The following is a 23819-nucleotide window of genomic DNA, read 5'->3' as shown; positions in this document are numbered from 1 at the left end:
AGCGCAACGACTGAAACCGAAGCCCGTCTGACCGCTACTGTAGACGCAGCTGCTCGGGCCCAAGCTCGTGCAGACGAAGCTTACCGCAAAGCTGATGAAGCTCTGGCTGCTGCTCAAAAAGCACAACAGACTGCTGACGAAGCTAACGAGCGTGCTCTGCGCATGCTGGAAAAAGCTAGCCGCAAGTAATAGTCCTTCGGGATTGTTATCAAGCCGACCCATTTTTGGGTCGGCTTTTTTGTGCCCGCAGCTTTCTGCCGGCAACAAAAAACCCGCCGACGCGCAAGGCGTCGGCGGGTTTCGTCATCAGGCCTACTGCTGCAGGTCGATCGGAGCGCTGGAGACCATCGGGGCCGAGGTGTTCGGCACGGCGATCTCCACCGGCAGACCGTCTTCGGCCGCGACCACGTCGCGCACCACATCCCAGTTCATGCGCAGGTTGTTGGTGATGTCCTCGCGCTTGAGCATCGCGTTGATCACCGCCGTGTGCTTGTCGACCACCGACGGGTTGCCCTTGTCGTCCAGCGGCGTGTGCGCCTCGAGGTAGACCTTGCCGCCGCTGCGGCCGAACTTGTACGGGTCGTTGATGATCCGCACCGACGTGCCGACCGGCACCATGCCGGCCATCTCCAGCACGTTGTTGTTGAACATGCGGAAGCAGCCGTGGCTGGTGCGCATGCCGATGCCGAACTTCTTGTTCGAACCGTGGATCAGGTAGCCCGGCGTGCCGAGGGTGAACTTGAACGGGCCCAACGGGTTGTCGGGACCGGCCGGCACCACGTTCGGCAGCGGATCGCCGTCGGCGGCGTGTTCGGCCTTGATCGAGGCAGGCGGCGTCCAGGTCGGGTTCGGGGTCTTGGCGGTGATGGTGGTGTGGGCGATCGGCGAGCCCCAGCCTTCGCGGCCGATGCCCAACGGGAAGGTGTACACCACGTTGCGGCCTTTCGGATAGTAGTAGAGGCGGTACTCGGCCAGGTTGATGACGATGCCTTCACGCGGGCCCGGCGGCAGGATGAAGCGGGTCGGCAGGATCACCTCGGTGCCGGCGCCCGGCAGCCAGGCGTCGATGCCGGGGTTGGCCGCGACCATTTCCGAATAGCCCAGGTCGTAGGTGGTGCCCAGGTCGGCGAAGGTGTCTTCGTACTTGGCCTTGATCACCTGCACCTGGCCGATGATGTCTTCACCGGGCGGTGGCAGGGGAAATTCCAGTGCAGCAACGGGGCCAGCCACACACAGGGCGGCAAGAGACAGGCAGCGGGTGACGGCAGGAAGACGCGGCAACATCCGGAGAATCCTTCGCATGATCGACAAGGGTACAAGAGCGCGATTGTACACCGCGCCTGCGGAATTCGGGGAGATGCTAGACCTGCGGCGGCCGGGGCGACCATGAAATCGCGTTCACGTGGACTTGCGCCGGCTTCGCCGCCGAGCGGGAGCAAGCTCCCTCGCCACAGGCAACCTAGAGTTCGAAGCGCAGCTCGGGCCAGATCGGCGAGGTGCCGCGCTTCTGCGATTCCAGGATCGCCCGGCACAGCGAACACAGGCGCTGATCCTGGAACACCCGGCGGTCCACGCTCGACCAGCGCGGCTGCGCCGGCAACAGGCCGCCGCAGAGCGTCCGGTCCACCGAGCCGCCGAGCTCCAGCTGACGCGCCACCAGATGCACCCTCACTTCCTGGCAGGCGAACAGATCCAGCTGTTCGTCAGGCTCGATCAGTTGGTAGGCAAACAGGGACCAGGCAGGGCGCGGCATCGGGGGCTCCAATTAGGGGGGCGCCACATTAGCCGAAAGCCTGCCGCTAGAAAAGCCTCACAGCAGCGGTTTCAGCGCAGGCCACACATTTTCCAGCAACCGCCCCTGGGCCCCGGCCGCCGGGTGCAGACCGTCGGCCTGCATCAGGTCCGGATGCCCGCCCACGCCGTCGAGAAAGAACGGCACCAGCGCAACCTTCTTCTCCTCGGCGAGGTTGCCGTACACCTGCGCGAAGGCATCGGTGTAACGCTTGCCGTAATTGGGCGGCAACTGCATGCCGAGCAACAGCACCTTCGCGCCGCTCTGGCGGGCGCTGTCGATCATCGAGGCAAGATTTTGTTGCAATTGCGCCGCAGGCATTCCGCGCAGGCCGTCGTTGCCCCCGAGTTCGAGGATCACCAGGTCCGGCTTATGCTCCGCAAGCAGCGCCGGCAGGCGCGCCTGGCCGCCTGCGCTGGTGTCGCCGCTGATGGAGGCGTTGATCACTTTATCGTCAAAACCCTCGCGGCCGAGGCGCTGTTCGAGCAACGACACCCACCCCGACCGGGTATCCAGCCCGAAACCGGCGCTGATACTATCGCCGACGATCAGGACGGTGCCCGCCACGGCGTTCTGGGCCATGCACATCACGGCCAGGCCGGCACTCAAAAACCAAACACGCATCGGATCCTCCATGGGCGCAAGCATTCTCACCGCGAAGAACCTTAGCAAAGTGGTTTCCGGGGCGGAAGGCGAACTGACCATCCTGCACCCGCTCAGCCTGGACCTCACCAAGGGCGACAGCCTGGCCATCGTCGGCGCGTCCGGCTCCGGCAAGTCCACCCTGCTCGGCCTGCTCGCCGGGCTCGACCTGCCCAGCGGCGGCGAGGTCATCCTCGCCGGCCAGGGCCTGAGCAGCCTCGACGAGGACCGGCGCGCGCGCATCCGCGCCGAACATGTCGGATTCGTCTTCCAGTCGTTCCAGTTGCTCGACAGCCTCAACGCCCTGGAGAACGTCATGCTGCCGCTGGAGCTCGACGGCCGCAAGGACGCCCGCAGCCGCGCCACCGAACTGCTGCAGCGGGTCGGCCTCGGCCAGCGCCTGGCCCACTCGCCGCGCCAGCTCTCCGGCGGCGAACAGCAGCGCGTGGCCATCGCCCGCGCCTTCGCCGCCGAACCGGACGTGCTGTTCGCCGACGAACCCACGGGCAACCTCGACAGCCACACCGGCCAGCGCATCAGCGACCTGCTGTTCGAACTGAACCAGGAACGCGGCACCACCCTGGTGCTGGTGACCCACGACGAACGCCTGGCCCACCGCTGCCGGCGCCTGATCCGCCTCGAAGCCGGCGAGCTGGTCGCCCCCCTGGAGCCTTGATGGCACATCTGCCGCTGCTGCGCCTGTTCGTACTCGCCCTGCGCCAGTTGCTGCGCGACGCCCGCGCCGGCGAACTGCGGGTGCTGTTCTTTGCCCTGCTGGTGGCGGTGGCGGCCAGCACCGCCATCGGCTACTTCGGCGCCCGCCTCAACGGCGCGATGATGCTGCGCGCCACCGAGTTCCTCGGCGCGGACCTGTTGCTCGAAGGCAGCTCGCCGGCGCGCCCGGAACAGATCAGGAGCGGCACCGACCTGCGCCTGGATCACGCGCAGGTGGTGGAGTTCTCCAGCGTCATCGCCACCGACAACGGCATTCAGTTGTCGAGCATCAAGGCCGTCGACCGGGCCTACCCCCTGCGCGGCGAACTGAGGAGCGCCCCCGCCCCGTTCGCGGCCGAAGAGACGGGCGGCGAACCGCAACCCGGAGAGGCCTGGGTCGAGGCGCGCCTGCTGACGGCGCTGGACCTGAAGATCGGCGACAGCATCGATGTCGGCCTGAAAACCCTGAAACTGACTCGGGTGCTGACCTACGAGCCCGACCGCGCGGGCAACTTCTACAGCCTGACCCCACGGGTGCTGATCAACCTCGAAGATCTCGCCGCCACCGGTGTGGTGCAGCCCGGCAGCCGGGTGAGCTACCGCGAACTGTGGCGCGGCCAGCCCCAGGCGCTGGAGACCTACCGGCAATTGATCAAGCCCGGACTTGCCGCCAACCAGCGCATCCAGGACGCCCGCGACGGCAACCGGCAGATCGGCGGCGCACTGGGCAAGGCCGAACGCTACCTGAACATGGCCAGCCTGGTCGCGGTGCTGTTGGCGGGGGTGGCGGTGGCGCTGTCGGCGAACCGCTTCGCCAGCCGCCGCTTCGACGCCAGCGCCCTGTTGCGCTGCCTCGGCCTGTCACGCCGGGAAACCCTGGTGCTGTTCAGCCTGCAACTGCTGGTGCTTGGCCTGCTCGCCAGCCTCGGCGGCGCGTTGCTCGGCTGGCTGGCGCAATTGGGGCTGTTCGCCTTGCTGCACGACCTGCTGCCGGCCGACGTGCCGGCGGGCACCTTACTGCCGGCCCTGGCCGGGATCGGCACCGGTCTGGTGGCGCTGGCCGGTTTCGCCCTGCCGCCGCTCGCCGCGCTGGGGCGCGTGCCGCCGCTGCGGGTACTGCGCCGGGACATGCTGCCGATTCCGTCGAGTTCCTGGATGGTCTATGGCGCTGCGCTGGGTGCGCTCGGCCTGATCATGTGGCGCCTGAGCCTGGATCTGCTCCTGACGTTCGCCCTGTTGGGCGGAGGTGTGGCGGCGGCGCTGGTGCTGGGCGGCCTGCTGCTGTTGCTGCTGCAAAGCCTGCGTCGCCTGCTCGCCCGCGCACCGCTGCCGTGGCGCCTGGGACTGGGCCAGTTGCTGCGCCATCCGCTGGCGGCAGCCGGCCAGGCGCTGGCCTTCGGCCTGATCCTGCTGTCCATGGCGCTGATTGCCTTGCTGCGCGGCGAACTGCTCGACACCTGGCAAAACCAGTTGCCGAAGAACGCACCGAACTACTTCGCCCTGAACATCCTGCCGGCCGACAAGCAAGCCTTCGCCGACCACCTGATCAACGTATCGGCCCAGGCCGCGCCGCTTTATCCGGTGGTGCCGGGGCGGCTGATCAGCATCAACGGCGAACCGGTGCAGCAGATCGTCAGCAAGGATTCGGCCGGCGACCGGGCGGTCCAGCGCGACCTGAGCCTGACCTGGGCCGCCGAGCTGCCGACGGGCAACCGGATCACCGCCGGCGCATGGTGGAGCGGGCAGCCGTCGGACGGGGTGCCGGGCGTTTCGGTCGAAGGCAAGGTCGCCGAGAGCCTCAAGCTCAAGCTCGGCGACCACATGGTGTTCAGCGTTGGCGGGGTCAACCGCGAAGCCAGGGTGACCAGCCTGCGGGAGATCAACTGGGACAACTTCCAACCGAACTTCTTCATGATCTTCCAGCCCGGCACCCTGAAGGACCTGCCGGCGACCTACCTGACCAGCTTCTATCTGGCCCCCGGCCACGACCTGCAGATCGTCGAGCTGTCGCGGGCCTTCCCGGCGGTGACCATCCTGCAGGTCGAAGCCCTGCTCGAACAGCTGCGCAGCATCCTCGCCCAGGTCACCCTGGCGGTGGAATACGTGCTGTTGTTTGTGCTGGCCGCCGGGATGGCGGTGCTGTTCTCCGGATTGCAGGCCACCCTGGATGAACGCATCCGCCAGGGCGCGCTGCTGCGTGCGCTCGGCGCGCAGCGGCAGGTGCTGGTCAAGGCACGGCGGATCGAGTTCGGCCTGCTCGGCGCAGTCAGCGGACTGTTGGCGGCCATCGGTTCGGAGGTGGTGAGCCTGGTGCTGTACCGCTACGCCTTCGACCTGCCGTGGCACCCGCATCCGTGGCTGCTGGTGCTGCCGCTGATCGGTGCGGCGCTGATCGGCGGCGCCGGGGTGTTCGGCACCCGCCGGGCGCTCAACTCAAGCCCGCTGACAGTGCTGCGCGAGGGTTGATAGACTCCAGCCCTCTTTCCCACAAGAAATCGCCATGAGCCGTTACCGCCCTCCCCGCACCGCCGGCACCGCCTTGATCACCCCCGAAGGCGAAGCACGGATGCGCGCCGAATTCCATGAGCTGTGGCACGTGCGCCGCCCGCAGGTGACGCAGGCGGTGAGCGAAGCGGCGGCCCAGGGCGACCGCTCGGAAAACGCCGAATACACCTACGGCAAAAAGATGCTGCGCGAAATCGACAGCCGGGTGCGGTTCCTGACTAAACGCCTGGAGGCGCTGAGGGTCGTCAGCGAAAGGCCCAGCGATCCGAACAAGGTCTACTTCGGCGCCTGGGTCACCATCGAGGACGAAGACGGCAAGCAGTCGCGCTACCGCATCGTCGGGCCGGATGAGTTGGACCTGAAACAGGGCCTGATCAGCATCGACTCGCCCCTGGCCCGCGCCCTCGTCGGCAAGGCGCTGGACGCGGAGGTGCGGGTGCAGACGCCGACCGGCGAGCAGTTCGTGTACATCGTCGCCATCGACTATCCCTGAGGCGCCTCAGCGCCGGGCGATCAGTCCCTGACGCGCCACCCGGGTCAATTGCCGGATCATCTCCGGCGCCTCGTCGCGACCCGGCGCCTGAATCACCGCCAGATCGAAACTGTCGTCGGCAAAGCGCGCCAGCGACTCGCCGTCTTCGACAAACTGGATCAGGAACGCGGCAGGGCCGCCGCTGCGGCGCGGCCAACCATCGAGGTAGCGCAGCAACGTCGGCTGATGCTTGCCGCCAAGCAGGATCTTTGGATTGCGCTGGGTGATGTGTGCCGTGATCGGCGCGGGACGTGCTGGAGGGCGAAGTGCATTCATGTGTCGTGTCTCTGCCTCAAAAGTCTGCATGGCAGGTGAGAGGCAACACCGAACCAGCGCTTTAGCGGTATTTCGAAGCCCGGACCGGCTTCTGACGGCGACTGGATGAGTCACCTGGCGCCCCGCAAGTAGCTGTTTAAATCGGCGCATGAGCGGCATCCTAGAGAACGTGACTGGCCAGTGTCAAGAATCGGCCGCAACAAAAAAGGCCCGCGCAATGCGGGCCTTTGCCGTGTTCCAGAGCGGTCAACCGGCGATGGCGCGATCCACCGAGAGCTTGCCGGCCCCTTCGATCAGGACCGCGATGCTGCCGCCGAGCAGGGCCAAGGCAAACTCGTAGCCGTTGTTGGCCATGAACAGGCCGTTGCCGATGTGCACAGTGAAGATCGCCACCAGCGACAGGAAGGTCAGCCCCAGCGCAGCCGGGCGCACCAGCAGGCCGATGATCAGGGCCAGGCCGGCGAAGAACTCGGTGCCGCCGGCCAGCGTCGCCATCAGGTAGCCCGGCGTCAGGCCGATGCTCTCCATGTACTGCGCGGTGCCGGCCAGGCCGTAGCCGCCGAACAGGCCGAAGAGCTTCTGCGCGCCGTGGGCGGCGAAGATCACGCCGACGGCGATGCGCAGAACGGTCAGGCCGTAGCCGGCGCGGGTGAACAGTACCTTGTTGATCAGAGAGCTCATGTTTGCGTTCCTTAATTTCTTGGGGGAGATGTGTGTGGGTTGGTCGCCATATTAATCAATAAATCACATGTTAAAAGCGCAAAAATCCCGCCATAACAATCAGTTTATTAGATCATTTGCGTGAGACAACTTTCTGTCCCCGGGGCTCCAGCGACTCCCGCTCCCGGTCGAACGCCAAGTAGTACTTGTTCACGCTATTAACATAGCTGACGGCCCCCATTCCCACCTGCTCCATGGCGATGCGCTCGACCTGGAAGAACCACTGGTTGGGGTTCAGGCCCCGCCGCCGGGCCTCGGCCCGCATGCCCTGCACGCGCTCGGGGCCGATGTTGTAGGCGGCCAGGGTGAACGCCATGCGCTCGCGCTCGTTGAGCTTGGGGCTGTTGAAGAACTTGCGGCGGATCATCGCCAGGTATTTGGCCCCGGCCTGCACATTCCCATCGAGATTCTGGATGTTGCCCACGCCCACCCGCTGCGCGGCCGACGGCGTGATCTGCATCAGGCCGGTGGGCCCGCCGCCACCACGCGCGCTGGGCTGCAGCGCCGATTCCTTGAACGCCAGCGCCGCCAGGTTCAGCCAGTCCATGTTCTGCGCTTCGGCGTGCTTCTGCAGGGTCGGGCGCAGGCTTTCCAGGCGCTGGCGGTCGGCCTTGGCCAAGGGATAGTGCACTTGATAGAGACGGCGGTAGATGCGCAGGAACGCCGCGTCTTCGTTGGCCGGCTTCTTGTAGCCGCTCAGGAAGCGGTCGATGCTCGCCCGCAGCATCGACGCATCGCGGCGCACGAACCAGTATTCCTCGCCCGGTTCGCTGATCATCAACTGCCGGTCGAAACGCAGCTTGGGCAGGATCTTGCCCCACCGCTCGGCGATGGGCTGCTCGACGACGGTCAGGTGGAAGATGCCGCCCTGCACCATCTCCAGCACGTCCTCGACCGCGAGGGTCGGGTCGACCCACTCGATCTTGATCGGCGCCAGCTTGTGCAGCGCGAGCTTCTGATTGAGCCGGTCGACCGCCTCCCCCGCCGCGCTGCCGGTGGGCAGGGCCAGGGTCTTGCCGGCCAGTTGCTCGACCTTGGTGTAGCGCCGCTCGCCCTTGATGCCGACCAGCACCAGCGGCACGTTGCTGGCGATCGGCTCGCTGCTGGCGACCGCGTGGCCGGGCTGCAGATCCAGCAGTTCCCCCGGCGCCACCAGGTCGCCCTCGCCCCGCTGCAACGCGCCGAGCAATTGATCCTTGGCCTTGGGAATGATCTTGAGGCTGATTTCCTGACCGTCACGGGCGTGGCCGTTGAGGTACTGCTCGAAGGCGCGCAAGCGGTGATACTCGACGCCGATGGCCTGGCCCTGGACTTCGCCGGAGCTGTTGCGGCTCTGGTTGACCAGCACCCGCAGCACGCGGCTGCTGCGGATCTCGGCCAGGTCGCGCACCTTGGCGGCCGGTACGGCCTGCAACGGGCCAGGCAGGCGCGCCGCCGCCGTCATCGGCAGCAGCAACGATCCGCACAGCAGGAGCAACACCGAGGGACGAACCATCCACTCTCCGGAAAGAACAGGGGGCACCTTCAACCCGGAACGGGCAAAAGCGCCGACGAAAACAGAGCGCCTGAAGCGCTGGCAAAGTGCGAAAGACTGGCACAGTGATGGCATTGCTGCCAGCCCAACCTGTCCCGCGGCCTCAACAGACAGCCATAAGGTGTTGTAGTTCTTGGCTTTTCTTATAAATCTACGGCTCTGATATGCTTTCCGGCCTTCGGCCCGAGGAAGCACCATGCAACTCATCGACATCGGCGTCAACCTGACCAACCCCAGTTTCGCCGACAAACACCAGGCCGTGCTCGACCGCGCCTACGCCGCCGGCGTCTGCCAATTGGTGCTGACCGGCACCAGCATCGAGGGCAGCGAACAGGCGCTGGAACTGTGCCGGCAACTGGATGCAAGCGGACAACGGCTGTTCGCCACCGCCGGCATCCACCCGCACTCGGCGAGCGACTGGAACGCCGACAGCGCACGGCGCCTGCACGCCCTGCTGAAGGAACCGGGCGTGGTGGCCGTGGGCGAATGCGGGCTGGATTTCAACCGCGACTTTTCCCCGCGACCGCAGCAGGAAAAGGTGCTGGAAGAACACCTGGCCCTGGCCGCCGAGCTGCAATTGCCGGTGTTCCTCCACGAACGCGACGCCAGCCAGCGCCTGCTGGAGATCCTGCGCGACTTCCGCGACCGCTTGCCCGCCGCCGTGGTGCATTGCTTCACCGGTGAACAGAAGGCACTGTTCAGCTACCTCGACCTGGATCTGCACATCGGCATCACCGGCTGGATCTGCGACGAGCGCCGCGGCACCCACCTGCACCCGCTGGTGAAGGAGATCAAGCGCGGTCGCCTGATGCTCGAAAGCGATGCGCCGTACCTGCTGCCGCGCAGCCTGCGGCCCAAGCCCAAGAACGGGCGCAACGAGCCGGCCTACCTCACCGAAGTGCTGCGCGAAGTCGCCCTGCACCGCGGCGAAACCGAGGCTGACCTGGCCGCCCACACCACTGCCTGCGCCCGGGCGTTCTACGGTCTGCCCACCCTGCCCTGACAACCCTGTGGGAGCCAGCCTGCTGGCTCCTACAACACCAGGCCTTGATGCACATCAAGATTCCGCGCCCACGATACCGGCACAATGCTGGCACCTTGCCAAAACTGTTTCCGCTATCAGAGAAGACCTCCATGGGTGCCTGGCTTAGCAATATCTCGCTGAAATACAAATTCTGGGCGGTCAACGCGGTCGCCTTCGTCACCACCCTGCTGCTGGTGCTCTATGCCGTGCAACTGGAACAGCAGTCCCGCAGCCATGCTGCACAGGCGTCCGCACAGGCGCAGGCGCAGTTGCTCAAGGCCTGGCCGGCCGGGCAAGCGCTGCCCAAGACCGATCAGGTGCTGACGTTCAAACGCGGCGAAGCCCCTCGCCTCAACGACCAACCGTTGCTGGAGATCACTGACGGCAACGGCTGGGTCGAGATCAACCATCTGCCGCTGTTCGGCGACAACCCGCTGATGGGCGCCGAAGTGTTCGGCCGCGCCGATGGCCAGCAGGTGGCGGTCATCGCCTACGGCCCGAGCATGAGCCAGGTGTTCAGCGAACGCTTCGCCAACTATGCGGTGGCGGTGTTCATTTTGATGCTGGCGATGCTCGGCGCTTCTCAGTTGCTGATCCGCTTTCTGCTGAGCCAGCTCAACACGCTGAAGGACGTGATGCTGCACGTCGAAAAGACCGGCGACCTGAGCGCCCGGGTGCCGCTGGCGTGCAAGGATGAGGTCGGCCAGATGGCCAACGCCTTCAACGCCATGCAGGCCGGCTACCAGCGGGTGGTGACCACGGTCGCCAACACTGCGCGGCAGTTGGACGTCGGCGCGGCACGCCTGGCATCGAGCATGAACGAGGTGCGCCACGGCATGCTCGGCCAGCAGAGCGAAACCGACCAGGCCGCCACGGCCATCAACGAAATGACCGCCACCGTCCACCACATCGCCCAGCACGCCGGCGCCACCCGCGACCTGTCGCAGACCGCCGACGGCCTGGCCGGCAGCGGCCAGCAGGTGGTGAGCCGGGTGCAGCAGTCCATCGCCGGGCTGTCCAGCGGCGTGCAGCAGACCGCCGAAATGATCCAGCGCCTGGCCGAGGACAGCCAGAAGATCAACGGCGTGGTCAGCGTGATCCACAGCATCGCCGAACAGACCAACCTGCTGGCCCTCAACGCCGCCATCGAAGCGGCCCGGGCCGGCGAGATGGGGCGCGGGTTCGCGGTGGTCGCCGACGAGGTGCGCAACCTGGCCAAGCGCGTGCAGACCTCCACCGACGAGATCACCACCATGGTCTCGGCGCTGCAGGCCGGCACCCGCGATGCGGTGGACTTCATGCAGGAGAGTTCCTACAAGGCCGACGACTGCGTGCAGCAGGCCCAGGAAGCCGGCGAAGCGCTGGCGGAAATCACCGGCGCCGTGGCGCAGATGCGCGAGAGCAACACGCAGATCGCGGTGGCGGCGGAACAGCAGAGCCAGGTGGCCGAAGAGATGAACCGTGCGGTGGTGAGCATCCGCGACGTGACCGAAGACACTGTGCAGCAGACCGTGGACTCGGCGACCACCAGCAACGAGCTGGCGACCCTGGCCGGGGAACTGAGCAAGGCCATCGGGCAGCTGAAGCTGTAGGGGAGACATCGCGAAGGCGTCAGTCCGGGCGGCATCGAACCCGGCCATGGCGCCTATCGCTTCAATAGCCAACCTTGATTCGCCGCCCTCCCGGCCCCGGCCTATCCTTCAACCCATGCACCGAACATGGCACAAGGAGCCGCAGACATGGGCAAACGTCACCCCAACCTTCCCGCCTGGCAATGGCGCGCGTACCCGCACAACCATCAGCACCCGACCAACCTGGTGCTGCACCTGATCGCCGTGCCGCTGTTCATCGTCGCGTTTCTGCTGATCGTGTCGGGGGTGTTCAGCCTGAGCCTGGCGAGCGTCGCCATCGGCGTGATCGGCATCGTGGCGGCGCTGGCCCTGCAGCGCCACGGGCACAGCCTGGAGGCGCAGGCCTCCGAGCCGTTCAGCGACCGCAAGGACGCCGTATCGCGCCTGTTGGTCGAGCAGTTCCTGACCTTTCCGCGCTTTCTCCTCAGCGGCGGCTGGTGGCGCGCCTGGCGCGAGCGCCACCGCCGGCATTGAGTCAGGCGAAGATCGTCACCGTCTGGCGGCTCATCGCGATCAATTCCCCTTCGGCGCTCCACAGCTTGGCCGCCACATGGCCGTAGCCGTCGGCGGCGTACTCGATCTGCGCCAGGTACTTGCACCAGTCCAGCGTGGTCAAATCCCGCAGCGGCTGCACGAACTCCACCGTCCAGGTCAGGGTGCTGCCCGGCGCCGGCTTGCTCAGGAACGGCAACAGCGCCGGCGGCCAGGCATCGACCAGCGCCAACAGGTGCGACTCGTTGACCGGTTCTTCAGGAACGTCGCCGCGCAAGCGCACCCAGCCGCCCATGTCGCGGGACTTGTTGCCGGTGAACGGCATGCCGCCCACGCTCCAGCGCATCGCCAGATGGCGCATGAACTCCGGCGTTACGCCTTTGATGTAGGGCAGCTCCTGGCAGTCGTCCCAGTGCTTCATCTGCGGCGCCGGCTGAGCGTCGACCGCCACCTCCGACGTGCGCGAGCCACCGAAGCTGCCCTGCATCAGAGTCACCACCTGGCCGTTCTGCGTCGCGCGGCCCAGCACCTGGCTGACCGCCTTGCCCTCGCGCAGCACCTCGACCTCGAAGCTCACCGGCACCTCCGGCTCCACCGGGCCGACAAAAGTGATCGCCAGCGAACGCACCGGACGTTCCGCCGGCACCTTGGCGCGCATCACTTCATATTGCAGCGCCGCCACCAGGCCGCCGAAGCTGGCCCGGCCTTGCCCCCATCCGGCCGGAATCGACAGCTCCGGTTGACGGCGGACGGCATCGAGCAGATCGCAAAAGCGCATGGGAACCTCAGGCACGAAAAAGTTAAAGCCGGGATCTTAACCAGCCCCGCAGAGCGCCGCAGCGTCTATTCCGGTCAAATCGACTGACAGAAAGGCCGTACGGGGCTGCAGGACATTGCGCGCGAGCCCTGTTCGCGAATGCGGCGGGTCAGTCGACACCGGGTGACCGGCAGACCGCTTTCGCGAGCAGGGCTTGCTCCCGCAAGGTTCAGTTCAGGGCTTGAAGCAGGCCTCGCTGAGCCTGTCGAGGACTCGGTCCGCCTTGACCTCGGCCTTGGCCATGGTCGCCTGCCAGGTCGGGACGCAGGGCAGCAGGTCCGCTTCCTGTTCGGCCCTGGCCAGCCATTGCCAGCAATCGTGCCAGTCGCCCAGCGCGCCCTGCGCGGATTTCAGATGCTTCATCGCCGCGGCGGGCAGGCGGTCAAGCTCGGGATAGGCCTCGATGCCGTAGCGCACGCGCTTGATCAGCAGGCGCAGGCGATGGCGGTCGTGGGCCGGATCGTGCAGCGCCTCGTCAAGGCTCTTCCACTGCTTGCGCAGGCGCTTGCCGATGCGTCCGTCCAGGCCCTTGAGCAAGCCTTGCCGCTGTGAGGCGCGCAAGAAACGGGGAAAGGCGTCGAGGATCATCAGCAGCGACGCCAGCTCCGCACTCGCCGCCAGCGCCGGATACGCTTCGTCCATCTGCGCCAGGCGCCGATGGGCCGCCTGCACATGGCCCTGCTTGAGCAGGTACGCGGCCAACACCTCGCGGTCACGCCACGGCGTGGTCAACTGCCCGACGGCGGCGGCCGCGCCCTCGAGCTGCTCGACACCGGGCAACCCTCGCAAGGGCCGCAACAGGCTGCGCAAACGGCGCACGGTCGTGCGCAGGTCGTGCAGCGCCTCCGGGTCAGTGCGCGCCGCCAGACGCGCCTGACAGGCCAGCAGCCGCACCTCCAGGCCCAGGACGTGGGCCACCAACCGGTCAATCAACACAGACATCGCTTGCTCCCGAACCCAATGGCTTTGCATCAGCGTGCGCTTGCGCAAGCACCCAGCCCTTGCGCCACGTCAGCAGCTTAGCGCCCCGCGCGGGACTCGCGAATGTAGAAACGCGCCTTCTCGGCTTTCTTCGTGCAGCCCTCGAACCCTTCGAACTGCTGCTGGGTCTTGGCGGCAGTCAGCAGCGACAGGGCCTTGGAGTAGCTCACCGTTCCGGCGAACCCTTCGGCCTTGGCCAGGTCGAGCTCGTGCCACGCCGCGTCGAGCTGGCTGCCGCAGCTGTCGCGGTAGGCCGTCTTGCCGGCGCATCCGGCCAGCACCAGGGCCATCAGGGGTACACAGATCCAGGCTTTCATCACTCACACCTCAGAGATAGGTCAACAGTCGTGCAGGTAAGACGGTTCGACGGCGCAAAAGTGCCTTGGGCCACCGCCAAAGGACGGCACTGTAAAAGATAGCCGTGAAGGGTCACCCAGTATCGAAAAAACGACACCCCTCGCCGCCCCCGCGACCCGACCGATTGAAGCCCGGCCCCGGATGGGTGCATTGTGCAGGCGTGAGGGGAGGAAGTCCGATGAAAAAGCGTGTCGCACTGGTGCTGGGCTCCGGTGGCGCCCGGGGGTATGCCCATATCGGCGTCATCGAGGAAATCGAACGGCGGGGCTACGACATCGCCTGCGTCGCCGGCTGTTCGATGGGGGCGGTGGTCGGGGGGATCTACGCGTCCGGCAAGCTGGACGAGTACCGCAACTGGATCGAGAGCCTGGACTACCTGGACGTGCTGCGGTTGGTGGACGTCAGTTTCCGCCTCGGCGCGATCCGCGGCGAAAAGGTCTTCGGCCAGATCCGCAAGATCGTCGGCGAAATCAACATCGAAGACCTGCGCATCCCCTACACGGCGGTGGCCGCCGACCTCACCAACCAGCAGGAGATCTGGTTCCAGGAAGGCTGCCTGCATCAGGCGATGCGCGCCTCGGCGGCGATTCCCAGCCTGTTCACGCCGGTGATGCAGGGCAACCGGATGCTGGTGGACGGCGGCATCCTCAATCCGTTGCCGATCGTGCCGGTGGTGTCCAGCCACTGCGACCTGATCATCGCCGTCAACCTCAACGCCACCAACCAACGCCATTACAAGCTGCCGGTGATCCAGCGCCCCGCCGCGTTCCGCACCCGCTTCGACAGCCTGATCAGCTCGCTGGGCTCGAAGATGCCGTTCCGGCGCAAGCAGGCCGAGCAACTGCTGTTGCTGGAACAGGAAGCGCTGCGGGCCGAGGCGGCGGAGATCAACCCGTGGGTCGAAGGCGCCGAACCCGAGACCCAGCAACCCGCCGCCGCCCCCGAGCGCGACGGCGCGCCGAAGTCGGCCACCGGTTCGTTCATCATCGATAACGTGGGGCCGGCGTCGTTGCTGGACCTGATCAACCAGAGCTTCGAGGTAATGCAGACCTCGTTGGCCCAGTACAAGATCGCCGGGTATCCGCCGGACGTGCTGATCAACGTGCCGAAGCGGGTGTGCCGGTTCTTCGAGTTCTACAAGGCGCCGGAGCTGATCGCGCTGGGGCGGGAGATCGCGCGGGACACGCTGGACCGGTACGAGGGCGAGCAGCCTTGAGGGCCGCATGGCCTGACAGGGCCCCATCGCGGGCAAGCCCGCTCCCACAGTGATTGCGGTCGCTCACCACCACTGCACTTCGGCGCAAACCTGTGAGAACAACTGTGCTTGCCCTTGCTAGTGGTGCCTGCTGGCGATAGGGCCGGCCCATTCGGCACACGGCTAGAGGCTGGTCTCGCTCAACAACCGATACCCCACCCCCGCCTCGGTGACGATGAACCGCGGCCGGGTCGGATCGTCCGCCAGTTTCTGGCGCAGGTGCCCGACCACGATGCGCAGGTAGTGGCTGTCCTCGGTGTGGGTCGGCCCCCAGATGTCCTTGAGCAATTGCTGCTGGGTGATCACCCGTCCCGGATGCCGCGCCAGTTGCGCCAGCACCGCGTATTCCTTGCGGGTCAGGGCCACTTCGGCGCCGTCCAGCGTCACCCGGCGGTACGCCAGGTCCACGGTGAGCGGGCCGAAGTTCAGCGCGGCCTGCTGCGCTTCCCCCGCCGGCGCCTGACGCAGCAGCGCCCGTACCCGGGCGAGGAACTCCTGGATGCCGAACGGCTTGGTCACGTAATCGTTGGCGCCGCCGTCCAGGGCCTGCACCTTCTGCCCTTCGCTGGCGCGCACCGACAGCACCAGCACCGGCGCCGTGGCCCATTCGCGGAACTCGCGCAGCACTTGCTGGCCGTCCATGTCCGGCAGGCCGAGGTCGAGCACCAAAAGGTCGGGCTTGTTCAGCGCCGCCTGCGCGAGGCCTTCGGTGCCGGTGCCGGCCTCCAGCACCTTATAGCCCTGTGAAGCGAGGCTGATGCGCAGAAACTTGCGGATCTGCGGTTCGTCGTCGATGACCAAAATGGTCGCGGTCTGGCTCATGGATTCACATCAACACAAAAGTTTGGCAAGAGAGTAGCGCAGCGGGGATCAGCCTTCACCGTCCATCCCCGGCTGCGTCTGCAAGGGCAGGTGCAGCGTGATGCAGGTGCCGCGGCCTTCGATGCCGTCGCCGACGCTGATCCGGCCGCCGTGGGCGCCGACCATGCCCTGACAGATCGCCAGCCCCAGGCCCGTGCCCTGCCCGCCCCGGTCACCGCGCGCGGCGGTGTAGAACATGTCGAAAATCTTCGCCCGCTCCTCGACGGGAATGCCCGGCCCTTCGTCGCTGACCGAGAAGAACAGCTCGCCGTCGTCCGCCCCGGCACGCAGTTGCAGGCGGCCATGGGACGGCGAGAACCGCGCGGCGTTTTCCAGCACGTTCACCAGCGCCTGCTCGATCAGCGCCGCGTGCACGAACAGCAGCGGCAGTTCCGCCGGCACCTCGGTGCTCACCTGCAACGACGACAGCACCGCCCGCAAGCGGTTGAGCGCACTGCCGACGATGTCCGCCGGCGCGACCCAGTCCCGCGCCAGCTTCAGGGCACCGTGGCCGAGACGGGTCATGTCCAGCAGGTTCTGGATGTAGCGGTCCAGACGCTCGGCCTCATCGCGGGTGCCTTCGAGCAATTCCCGGCGATCCTCCAGCGGGATCGCCTCGCCCAGCGCCAGCAGGCTGTCGATGCTGCCGCGCATCGAGGTCAGCGGCGTGCGCAGGTCGTGGGACACCGAGGCGAGCAAGGCGCTGCGCAGTTGCTCGGTCTCGCCGTGCAGCCGCGCCGCTTCCAGGTCGTCGGCCAGTTGCGCCCGCGCCAGCGCCTGGGCCAGCGGCTGGCTCAACGCGGTGAGCAAACGGCGACGCTGGCCGCTCAAGGTCTGGCCCTCTTTGGCGCACACGCCCAGCAACGCCAGCGGCCCCTCTTCCGCCGACAGCGGCCACCACCACCAGCGTCCGAACGGCAGCGTGCCGGTGCCCATGCCCGCCGGCTGGTCGTGCTGCCAGGCCCAGTCGGCGGCGGCGCGTTCGGCCTCGGAGAATTGCAGCGGCCCGCCGGTCTCGACCTTCCAGCCGCCCTGGCCGTCACGGTTGAGCAGGCACACCTGCAGGTCGCTCCAGCCGTTGAGGTGCTGGGCAGCGGCGCTGACCACGGCCTGGCGGTCGGTGGCGGCGGTGAGCCGGCGCGACAGGTCGAGCAGTTCGGTGGTCTCTTCCTGGGTGTCGCGCAGGGCCTGCAACTGCCGGCGCTGGCGGGCCGCGAGATTGCCGGTGAGCGCCGCCATCAGCAGGAAGAACAGCAAGGTCAGCACGTCTTCCTCACGCTGGATGGCAAAGGAAAAGTTCGGCGGAATGAACAGGAAATCGTAGGTCAGGAACGACAGCGCCGCACAGGCCAGCGCCGGGCCCAGGCTGCTGCGCACCGCCACCAGCAGCACCGCCGCCAAAAACACCAGCGAGATGTTCGGCAGCGGCAGCACGCTGGACACCGCCCACGCCAGCGCACTGGCCGACACCGTCGCCACCAGCGCCAGCGCGTAGTCGAACCACACCAGCGCCGGGGCGCTCCTGAGGCGCGGTTGATGCGGCTGGTGCTCGCTGTCCAGCACGTTGATCTCCAGGCCCTGGGCCTGACGCAGCAAACGCGCCGCCAGGCCGCCGCCGAACAACCGGCGGCGCAGGCGCGGCCGGGACTGGCCGACCAGCACCAGGCTCGCCCGGCGTTCGGCGGCGTGCTGGATCAAGGTCTTGGCCACCTCGCCGGCGCGCAGCAGCACCACTTCGCCGCCCAGGCGTTCGGCCAGTTGCTGGGCGCTTTGCAGGCGCAGGCGCGATTGCTCGTCGCGTACCCGGCCGTTGTCCACATGCACCAGGCTCCACGGCAGGTGCCGCCGTTGGGCGACGCGGCTGGCGTGGCGCACCAGCCGTTCGGCCTGGGCATCGCCGTCCACGCCCACCAGCAGGCGCCCGCGCACCGCCGGCGCCGACTGGCCGAGCTGGCGGTAACCCTGGGCCAGGTCGTTGTCCACCTGCGCGGCGGCGGTCTGCATCGCCAACTCGCGCAGCGCGGTGAGGTTGGTCTGGGTGAAGAACGCATCGATGGCCGCCCGGGCCTGCTCCGGCACGTAGACCTTGCCTTCGCGCAGGCGCTCCAGCAACTCCCGCGGCGGCAGGTCGATCAGCAGCAGTTCGTAGGCTTCCTGCAGCACCCAGTCGGGCAAGGTTTCGCGCACCTGCACGCCGGTGATGCCGCGCACCTGGTCGTTGAGGCTTTCCAGGTGCTGGACGTTGACCGTGGTGAACACGTCGATGCCGGCCGCGAGCAGTTCCTGGATGTCCTGCCAGCGCTTGGCGTGACGGCTGCCGGGGGCGTTGGTGTGAGCCAGTTCATCGACCAGCACCAACTTGGGCTTGGCGGCGAGCAGGCCGTCCAGGTCCATTTCCTCGAGCGTGACGCCACGGTATTCCGAGCGCACCAGCGGCTGCTGCGGCAGGCCGCCGAGCAGCGCTTCGGTCTCCGCCCGGCCGTGGGTCTCGACGACGCCGGCGATGACCTTCACGCCTTGGCGCAATTGGGTGTGGGCGGCCTGGAGCATGGCGTAGGTCTTGCCCACGCCCGGCGCGGCGCCGAGGAACACTTTCAGCCGCCCGCGGCCGTCCCGGGGCAGGTTGGCTAACAGCGCGTCGGCGCGGCCGGAGTCACTCATGCTTGATGTTCTCTTCCTGATGTTTGGGTATCGCATCGACTGCCGTCATCGCCAGCAGGCTGGCTCCCACAAGGAAATGCGCGTTCCTGTGGGAGCCAGCCTGCTGGCGATTGGCGGTGCAACGGCTCAGAGTTTTTCCAGCGCCCGGTTCAGCTCCAGCACGTTGACCACCGGCGGCCCCACCAGCGGCTGTTCGATGTGCGCATCGAGCAGTTGCTGCAAGGTCGCCACCGGCAGGTTGCGCGCCTGCGCGACACGCGTCAGTTGATAGGCAATCGCCGCCGGAGGCAAGTGCGGATCGAGGCCGCTGCCGGAGGTGGTGAGCAGCGCCAGGGGAACCGGGCCCTGGCCCGGCACCTGCAACTTGCCGGCGTCGTCGGTGACGCGGGTGGCCAGGGCCGGGTTGCTCGGCGCCAGGTTGCTCGCGCTGCTCGACACGGTGGCGAACGCACCGGCAGAAGGGCGCGGGTGGAACCAGGCATCGCCGACGAAATCCTGGGCGATCAGCGACGAGCCGCGCACCTTGCCTTCGGCATCGCGCACCAGGCTGCCGTTGGCCTGCTCCGGGAACGCGACTTGGGCGATGCCGGTGACCGCCAGCGGATAGGCGACGCCGGTGACCAGGGTCATCAGCACCAGCAGGCTCAGGGCGGGACGTATCAGTGTGGACATTTCAAAATCCTCGAATTCAGGCAGCGGATGCCGCGTTAGGTCAGGTGCGTCCAGGCGAGCCCATCGCCAGCAGGCTGGCTCCCACAAGGCAACGCCTTTCAAGGGTGGGAGCCGGCCGGTCATGGCGGCGCGCCTGGCGCACCTTGCAGAATCAAACCAGGTGCAACGCCGTCAGCAGCATGTCGATGGCCTTGATCCCCACGAACGGCACCAGGATCCCGCCCAGGCCGTAGATCAGCAGGTTGCGCCGCAGCAGCGCCGCCGCGCTCGCCGCCTGCACCCGCACGCCGCGCAGGGCCAGCGGGATCAGCACGACGATGATCAGGGCGTTGAACACGATGGCCGACAGGATCGCGCTCTGCGGGCTGCTCAGGTGCATGATGTTCAGCACGCCCAGTTGCGGGTAGATCGCGGCGAACAGCGCCGGCAGGATCGCGAAGTACTTGGCCACGTCGTTGGCGATGGAAAAGGTCGTCAGCGCGCCGCGGGTCACCAGCAGTTCCTTGCCGATCTGCACCACGTCCAAAAGCTTGGTCGGGTCGCTGTCGAGGTCGACCATGTTGGCCGCCTCGCGCGCCGCCTGGGTGCCGTCGTTCATCGCCATGCCGACGTCGGCCTGGGCCAGCGCCGGGGCGTCGTTGGCGCCGTCGCCGCACATGGCGACCAGGCGGCCGTCGTTCTGCTCGTGGCGGATGCGCGCCAGTTTCTTCTCCGGCGTGGCCTCGGCGAGCACGTCATCGACGCCCGCCTCGGCGGCGATCGCGGCGGCGGTCAGCGGGTTGTCGCCGGTCACCATCACGGTGCGGATCCCCAGCTTGCGCAGTTCGGCGAAGCGCTCGCGGATGCCCGGCTTGACCACGTCCTTGAGGTGGATCACGCCCAGCAGTTTGCCGTCGGCGCAGACCAGCAACGGCGTGCCGCCGCTCTGGGCGATCTTGTCGATCTCCCGGGACAGGGCCGGGGCCAGGTCGCCGCGCTGCTGGCCGAGGAAGGCGAGCAGCGAATCCACCGCGCCCTTGCGGTAGGCGCGGCCCTGATAGTCCACACCGGAGAGCCGGGTCTCGGCGCTGAACGGCACGGCGGTCAGGGTGTCCATCGAGGGCTCAGGCTGCGGGTTGGAGCCGCGCAGGTACTCGACGATGGACTTGCCTTCGGCGGTGTCGTCGGCCAGCGAGGCGAACAGCGCGCCCTCGGCCAGCTCACGGGCGCTCACGCCCGGCGCGGCGTGCACCGCGCTGCAGCGGCGGTTGCCGAAGGTGATGGTGCCGGTCTTGTCCAGCATCAGCACGTGCACGTCGCCCGCCGCCTCCACCGCACGCCCGGACTTGGCGATCACGTTCAGGCGCACCAGGCGGTCCATCCCGGCGATGCCGATGGCCGACAGCAGGCCGCCGATGGTGGTCGGGATCAGCGTCACCAGAAGCGCCACCAGAAACACCAGCGGCAGGCTGCCGTTGGCGAAGTGGGCGAACGGCTGCAGGGTCACCACCACCAGCAGGAAGATCAGGGTCAGGCCGATCAGCAGGATGTCCAGCGCCACTTCGTTCGGGGTCTTCTGGCGCTTGGCGCCTTCGACCAGCGCGATCATGCGGTCGAGGGTCGACTCGCCGGGGTTGGCGGTGATCTTCACCAGCAGCCAGTCGGACACCAGGCGGGTGTTGCCGGTGACGGCGGAACGGTCGCCGCCGGACTCGCGTATCACCGGTGCAGACTCACCGGTGATCGCCGCTTCGTTGACCGCGGCGATGCCTTCGATGACTTCGCCGTCGCCGGGGATCATTTCCCCGGCCTCGACGCGCACCACGTCACCTTTGCGCAGGCTCGCGGCCGGCACCACCTGAAAGCTGCCGTTGGCCAGTTTGCGCCGGGCGCTCAGGCCTTCGCTGCCGGCCTTGAGGCTGTCGGCCCGGGCCTTGCCGCGGCCCTCGGCCAGGGCTTCGGCGAAGTTGGCGAACAGCACGGTGAACCACAGCCACAGGGCGATCTGCGCGGCGACGAAGGTCGGCACGACGCTGTCCGGGATGAAGCACAGCACGGTGGTCAGGACGGCGGTCAGTTCCACCACCAGCATCACCGGCGAGCGTTGCAGCTGGCGCGGATCGAGCTTGACGAAGGCTTGCACCAGCGCCGGACGCCACAAGGCGCTGATCGCGGTTTTCGCATGTTCCGGCGCCTTGGCGGCGACGGGTTTGATTGCAGGCATATTCATGATGGATTCCTTAGAAGCCCATGCTCAGGTGTTCAGCGATAGGGCCCAGCGCCAGGGTCGGCAGGAAGGTCAGGCCGCCCACCAGCAAAATGGTCACGGTCAGCAGGGTCACGAACAGCGGGCCGTGGGTCGGGAAGCTGTTCTGGCCGATAGGCGCGGTCTTCTTCATCGCCAGGCTGCCGGCCAGGGCCATGACCGGGAGGATGTAGCCGAAGCGGCCGATCAGCATGCCCAGGCCCAGCATCAGGTTGTGGAACGGGGTGTTGGCGCTCAGGCCACCGAACGCCGAGCCGTTGTTGGCGCTGGCCGAGGTGTAGGCGTACAGCAACTGGCTGAAACCGTGGGGGCCGGGGTTGCTGATGGTTGCGGCAGGGCCTGGCAGGCTCGCGGCGATCGCGCCGAGCACCAGCACGCCCACCGGCATCACCAGCAGCGTGACCACCAGCAGCTGCACTTCCCGCGCCTGCAGTTTCTTGCCGAGGTATTCCGGTGTGCGCCCGATCATCAGGCCGGCGAGGAACACCGCGATCAGCACGTTCAGCAGCATCCCGTAGAGCCCGGCGCCGACGCCGCCGAAGATCACTTCGCCGACCATCATGTTGACCAGCGCCACCATGCCGCTGAGCGGGTTGAGGCTGTCGTGCATGCCGTTGACCGAACCGTTCGACGCAGCCGTCGTGGTCACCGACCACAGCACGGTGGCGGTGGTGCCGAAGCGCGCTTCCTTGCCTTCCAGCGGTGCGGTCTGTTCGACGGCAGGGCTGTTCAGCGCCGGGTTCGGCTGGTACTCGGCCCACAGCGACGTGGCGCCGCCGATGATGAACAGCGCCAGCATGCAGCCGATGATCGCGCGGCTCTGACGCAGGTCCTTCACGTAATGGCCGAAGGTGAACACCAGCGCCACCGGGATCAGGATGATCGACGCCACTTCGAACAGGTTGCTCCACGCGGTCGGGTTCTCGAACGGATGCGCCGAGTTGACGCCGAAGAAGCCGCCGCCGTTGGTGCCCAGTTGCTTGATCGCGATCTGGCTGGCCGCAGGGCCGAGCGGGATCACCTGGTCGACACCCTGCATCGTCACGGCGTTCACGTACTGGGCGAAGGTCTGCGGCACGCCCTGCCACACCAGGTACAGCGCCAGCAGCAGGCACAGCGGCAGCAGGCCGTAGAGGGTGGCGCGGGTCATGTCGGCCCAGAAGTTGCCCAGGGTCTTGGCGGATTTGCGGCCGATGCCGCGGCACAGCGCAACCAGCACGGCCAAGCCGGTGGCGGCGCTGACGAAGTTCTGCACGGTGAGGCCGACCATCTGGCTCAGGTAGCTCAAGGTCGCTTCACCGCTGTAGGACTGCCAGTTGGTGTTGGTCATGAAACTGACCGCGGTGTTGAACGCCTGGGTCCATTCCTGGCCCGGCAGGTTCTGCGGATTGAGCGGCAGGTGATCCTGGAACACGAGGATCGCGAACAGCAGCAAAAAACCGGCGAGGTTGAACGCCAGCAGCGCCAGCGTGTACTTCTGCCAGCTCTGCTCGGCCTGCGGATCGACCCCGGAGAGGCGGTAGCAGCCGCGCTCCAGCGGGCCGAGCACCGGCGTCAGCCAGGTGCGCTGGCCTTCCATCACCTTGTAGTAGAAGCGCCCCAGCAACGGCGCCGGCAGCAGGACCACCGCGAAAAACGCGAGGATCAGCCAATAGTCATAACTGTGCATAGCCGCTCCTAGTTCCGGTCCGCGCGCAGCAGCGCAACCAACAGATAAATGAACAGCCCTGCCGCCAGCAGCAGGGACACCCCGTCCAGAACGCTCATGGAAGATCTCCGTGTTACGGCGTATTGCCGCGTGTGGAGGCATTGTCGGAAAGGCGGCCGTAAAGGAACGAGACCGAGGGGCTCGCAAGGGCATAAAGAAAGCGTAAAGAGTGGCTTTACGCGGGGATTACGGTGCCGGCCCCGCTGGCCTTTTCGACGTGCCCGCGAAGACGGCAGCCCGGACGGCACCGCACCCGACTGGCGCACGACCGTGCCGCCATCGGGCGGCGATCATCCCCGATACGACAGCTTTCACCCCATAACGACCTGCCCCCGCAAACTGGCACGTCCACTGCACGCGCCCTCCCCCGAAGCCATCCAAACCGTTCAGGGAGCATGCG

Annotated in this window: 23 protein-coding genes; 8 read left to right on the top strand and 15 right to left on the bottom strand. The window is 67.0% G+C overall.

All coding sequences use genetic code 11. From position 1 onward, the window contains the following. A partial coding sequence (locus ACIP0B_RS14820; protein WP_400833047.1) for an Lpp/OprI family alanine-zipper lipoprotein occupies positions 1-189 on the top strand: 189 nt, incomplete at its 5' end. Between the two features lie 123 nt (positions 190-312). On the opposite strand, the gene ACIP0B_RS14815 is transcribed toward ACIP0B_RS14820, so the two are convergent. The 3 genes from ACIP0B_RS14815 to ACIP0B_RS14805 all read right to left on the bottom strand — a co-directional run bounded on the left by ACIP0B_RS14815 (position 313) and on the right by ACIP0B_RS14805 (position 2416). Then, positions 313-1284, bottom strand: a complete 972-nt coding sequence (locus ACIP0B_RS14815) for a L,D-transpeptidase family protein (protein WP_400833045.1) — start codon at positions 1282-1284, stop codon at positions 313-315. A 175-nt stretch (positions 1285-1459) separates the two neighbouring features. Beyond that, positions 1460-1753 carry a hypothetical protein gene (locus ACIP0B_RS14810; protein WP_085577994.1) on the bottom strand — a complete coding sequence of 98 codons (294 nt, stop codon included), beginning with the start codon at positions 1751-1753 and terminating at the stop codon, positions 1460-1462. 57 nt (positions 1754-1810) lie between these two features. Beyond that, complete coding sequence (locus tag ACIP0B_RS14805) at positions 1811-2416, bottom strand: arylesterase (protein WP_400833056.1); 606 nt, start codon at positions 2414-2416, stop codon at positions 1811-1813. 10 nt (positions 2417-2426) lie between these two features. On the opposite strand from ACIP0B_RS14805, the gene ACIP0B_RS14800 reads away from it, so the two are divergent. From ACIP0B_RS14800 to greB, 3 genes are read left to right on the top strand one after another with little or no spacing between them, the layout of a single operon-like run. Further along, positions 2427-3110, top strand: coding sequence for an ABC transporter ATP-binding protein (locus ACIP0B_RS14800; protein WP_400833043.1), 684 nt, complete (start codon positions 2427-2429; stop codon positions 3108-3110). Further along, the gene (locus tag ACIP0B_RS14795) at positions 3110-5614 is read left to right on the top strand and encodes an ABC transporter permease (protein ID WP_400833040.1); all 2505 of its coding nucleotides are present in this window, start codon (positions 3110-3112) and stop codon (positions 5612-5614) included. The genes ACIP0B_RS14800 and ACIP0B_RS14795 overlap by 1 nt, the downstream gene beginning before the upstream one ends. Positions 5615-5648: 34 nt before the next feature. Beyond that, entirely contained in the window at positions 5649-6146 is a 498-nt protein-coding gene (gene greB / locus ACIP0B_RS14790) for a transcription elongation factor GreB (protein WP_400833038.1), read from the top strand. 6 nt (positions 6147-6152) lie between these two features. Here the strand turns inward: greB and ACIP0B_RS14785 are convergent, their stop codons facing one another. The 3 genes from ACIP0B_RS14785 to ACIP0B_RS14775 form a co-directional block, all read right to left on the bottom strand. Then, complete coding sequence (locus ACIP0B_RS14785; protein ID WP_400833036.1) at positions 6153-6461, bottom strand: class I SAM-dependent methyltransferase; 309 nt, start codon at positions 6459-6461, stop codon at positions 6153-6155. 246 nt (positions 6462-6707) lie between these two features. Next, positions 6708-7142: a DoxX family protein gene (locus ACIP0B_RS14780; protein WP_085578000.1), complete on the bottom strand. Its 435-nt coding sequence runs from the start codon at positions 7140-7142 to the stop codon at positions 6708-6710. 112 nt (positions 7143-7254) lie between these two features. After that, positions 7255-8676 carry a transglycosylase SLT domain-containing protein gene (locus ACIP0B_RS14775; RefSeq protein ID WP_400833034.1) on the bottom strand — a complete coding sequence of 474 codons (1422 nt, stop codon included), beginning with the start codon at positions 8674-8676 and terminating at the stop codon, positions 7255-7257. A gap of 235 nt (positions 8677-8911) precedes the next feature. Here ACIP0B_RS14775 and ACIP0B_RS14770 point away from each other — a divergent pair, with 235 nt between their 5' ends. From ACIP0B_RS14770 to ACIP0B_RS14760, 3 genes are all read left to right on the top strand, one after another. Then, complete coding sequence (locus ACIP0B_RS14770; RefSeq protein ID WP_400833033.1) at positions 8912-9718, top strand: TatD family hydrolase; 807 nt, start codon at positions 8912-8914, stop codon at positions 9716-9718. A gap of 131 nt (positions 9719-9849) precedes the next feature. Continuing rightward, positions 9850-11331: a methyl-accepting chemotaxis protein gene (locus ACIP0B_RS14765; protein ID WP_400833031.1), complete on the top strand. Its 1482-nt coding sequence runs from the start codon at positions 9850-9852 to the stop codon at positions 11329-11331. Positions 11332-11478: 147 nt separating this feature from the next. Then, positions 11479-11844, top strand: a complete 366-nt coding sequence (locus tag ACIP0B_RS14760; RefSeq protein ID WP_217891129.1) for an Mpo1-like protein — start codon at positions 11479-11481, stop codon at positions 11842-11844. Between the two features lies 1 nt (position 11845). Here ACIP0B_RS14760 and ACIP0B_RS14755 read toward each other — a convergent pair whose 3' ends face one another. The 3 genes from ACIP0B_RS14755 to ACIP0B_RS14745 form a co-directional block, all read right to left on the bottom strand. Further along, positions 11846-12640, bottom strand: a complete 795-nt coding sequence (locus tag ACIP0B_RS14755) for an acyl-CoA thioesterase (RefSeq protein WP_400833028.1) — start codon at positions 12638-12640, stop codon at positions 11846-11848. Between the two features lie 213 nt (positions 12641-12853). Continuing rightward, positions 12854-13621, bottom strand: a complete 768-nt coding sequence (locus ACIP0B_RS14750; protein ID WP_400833026.1) for a CHAD domain-containing protein — start codon at positions 13619-13621, stop codon at positions 12854-12856. 77 nt (positions 13622-13698) lie between these two features. Then, positions 13699-13977: a hypothetical protein gene (locus ACIP0B_RS14745; RefSeq protein ID WP_400833023.1), complete on the bottom strand. Its 279-nt coding sequence runs from the start codon at positions 13975-13977 to the stop codon at positions 13699-13701. Between the two features lie 218 nt (positions 13978-14195). Between ACIP0B_RS14745 and ACIP0B_RS14740 the strand changes: the two genes are divergently transcribed. After that, positions 14196-15233: a patatin-like phospholipase family protein gene (locus ACIP0B_RS14740; RefSeq protein ID WP_400833021.1), complete on the top strand. Its 1038-nt coding sequence runs from the start codon at positions 14196-14198 to the stop codon at positions 15231-15233. A gap of 162 nt (positions 15234-15395) precedes the next feature. On the opposite strand, the gene ACIP0B_RS14735 is transcribed toward ACIP0B_RS14740, so the two are convergent. From ACIP0B_RS14735 to kdpF, 6 genes are all read right to left on the bottom strand, one after another. Continuing rightward, complete coding sequence (locus ACIP0B_RS14735; RefSeq protein ID WP_400833018.1) at positions 15396-16094, bottom strand: response regulator; 699 nt, start codon at positions 16092-16094, stop codon at positions 15396-15398. A gap of 48 nt (positions 16095-16142) precedes the next feature. After that, on the bottom strand, positions 16143-18794 hold the full coding sequence (locus ACIP0B_RS14730) for a DUF4118 domain-containing protein (RefSeq protein ID WP_400833016.1): 2652 nt from the start codon (positions 18792-18794) through the stop codon (positions 16143-16145). Between the two features lie 126 nt (positions 18795-18920). Next, positions 18921-19466, bottom strand: a complete 546-nt coding sequence (gene kdpC, locus ACIP0B_RS14725; RefSeq protein ID WP_400833014.1) for a potassium-transporting ATPase subunit KdpC — start codon at positions 19464-19466, stop codon at positions 18921-18923. Positions 19467-19617: 151 nt separating this feature from the next. After that, positions 19618-21675, bottom strand: a complete 2058-nt coding sequence (gene kdpB / locus ACIP0B_RS14720; protein ID WP_400833011.1) for a potassium-transporting ATPase subunit KdpB — start codon at positions 21673-21675, stop codon at positions 19618-19620. A gap of 10 nt (positions 21676-21685) precedes the next feature. After that, entirely contained in the window at positions 21686-23380 is a 1695-nt protein-coding gene (kdpA, locus tag ACIP0B_RS14715) for a potassium-transporting ATPase subunit KdpA (protein WP_400833008.1), read from the bottom strand. An 8-nt stretch (positions 23381-23388) separates the two neighbouring features. After that, a complete protein-coding gene (gene kdpF, locus ACIP0B_RS14710) occupies positions 23389-23478 on the bottom strand; it encodes a K(+)-transporting ATPase subunit F (RefSeq protein ID WP_007963673.1) in 90 nt (29 codons plus the stop codon). Between the last annotated feature and the right edge of the window lie 341 nt (positions 23479-23819).

It is taken from the genome of Pseudomonas sp. NPDC089534, from assembly GCF_044749305.1.
Taxonomy (GTDB): domain Bacteria; phylum Pseudomonadota; class Gammaproteobacteria; order Pseudomonadales; family Pseudomonadaceae; genus Aquipseudomonas; species Aquipseudomonas ekonensis.
The sequence above is the reverse complement of the archived record's forward strand: the minus strand, read 5'-3'. Positions and strand labels throughout refer to the sequence as shown.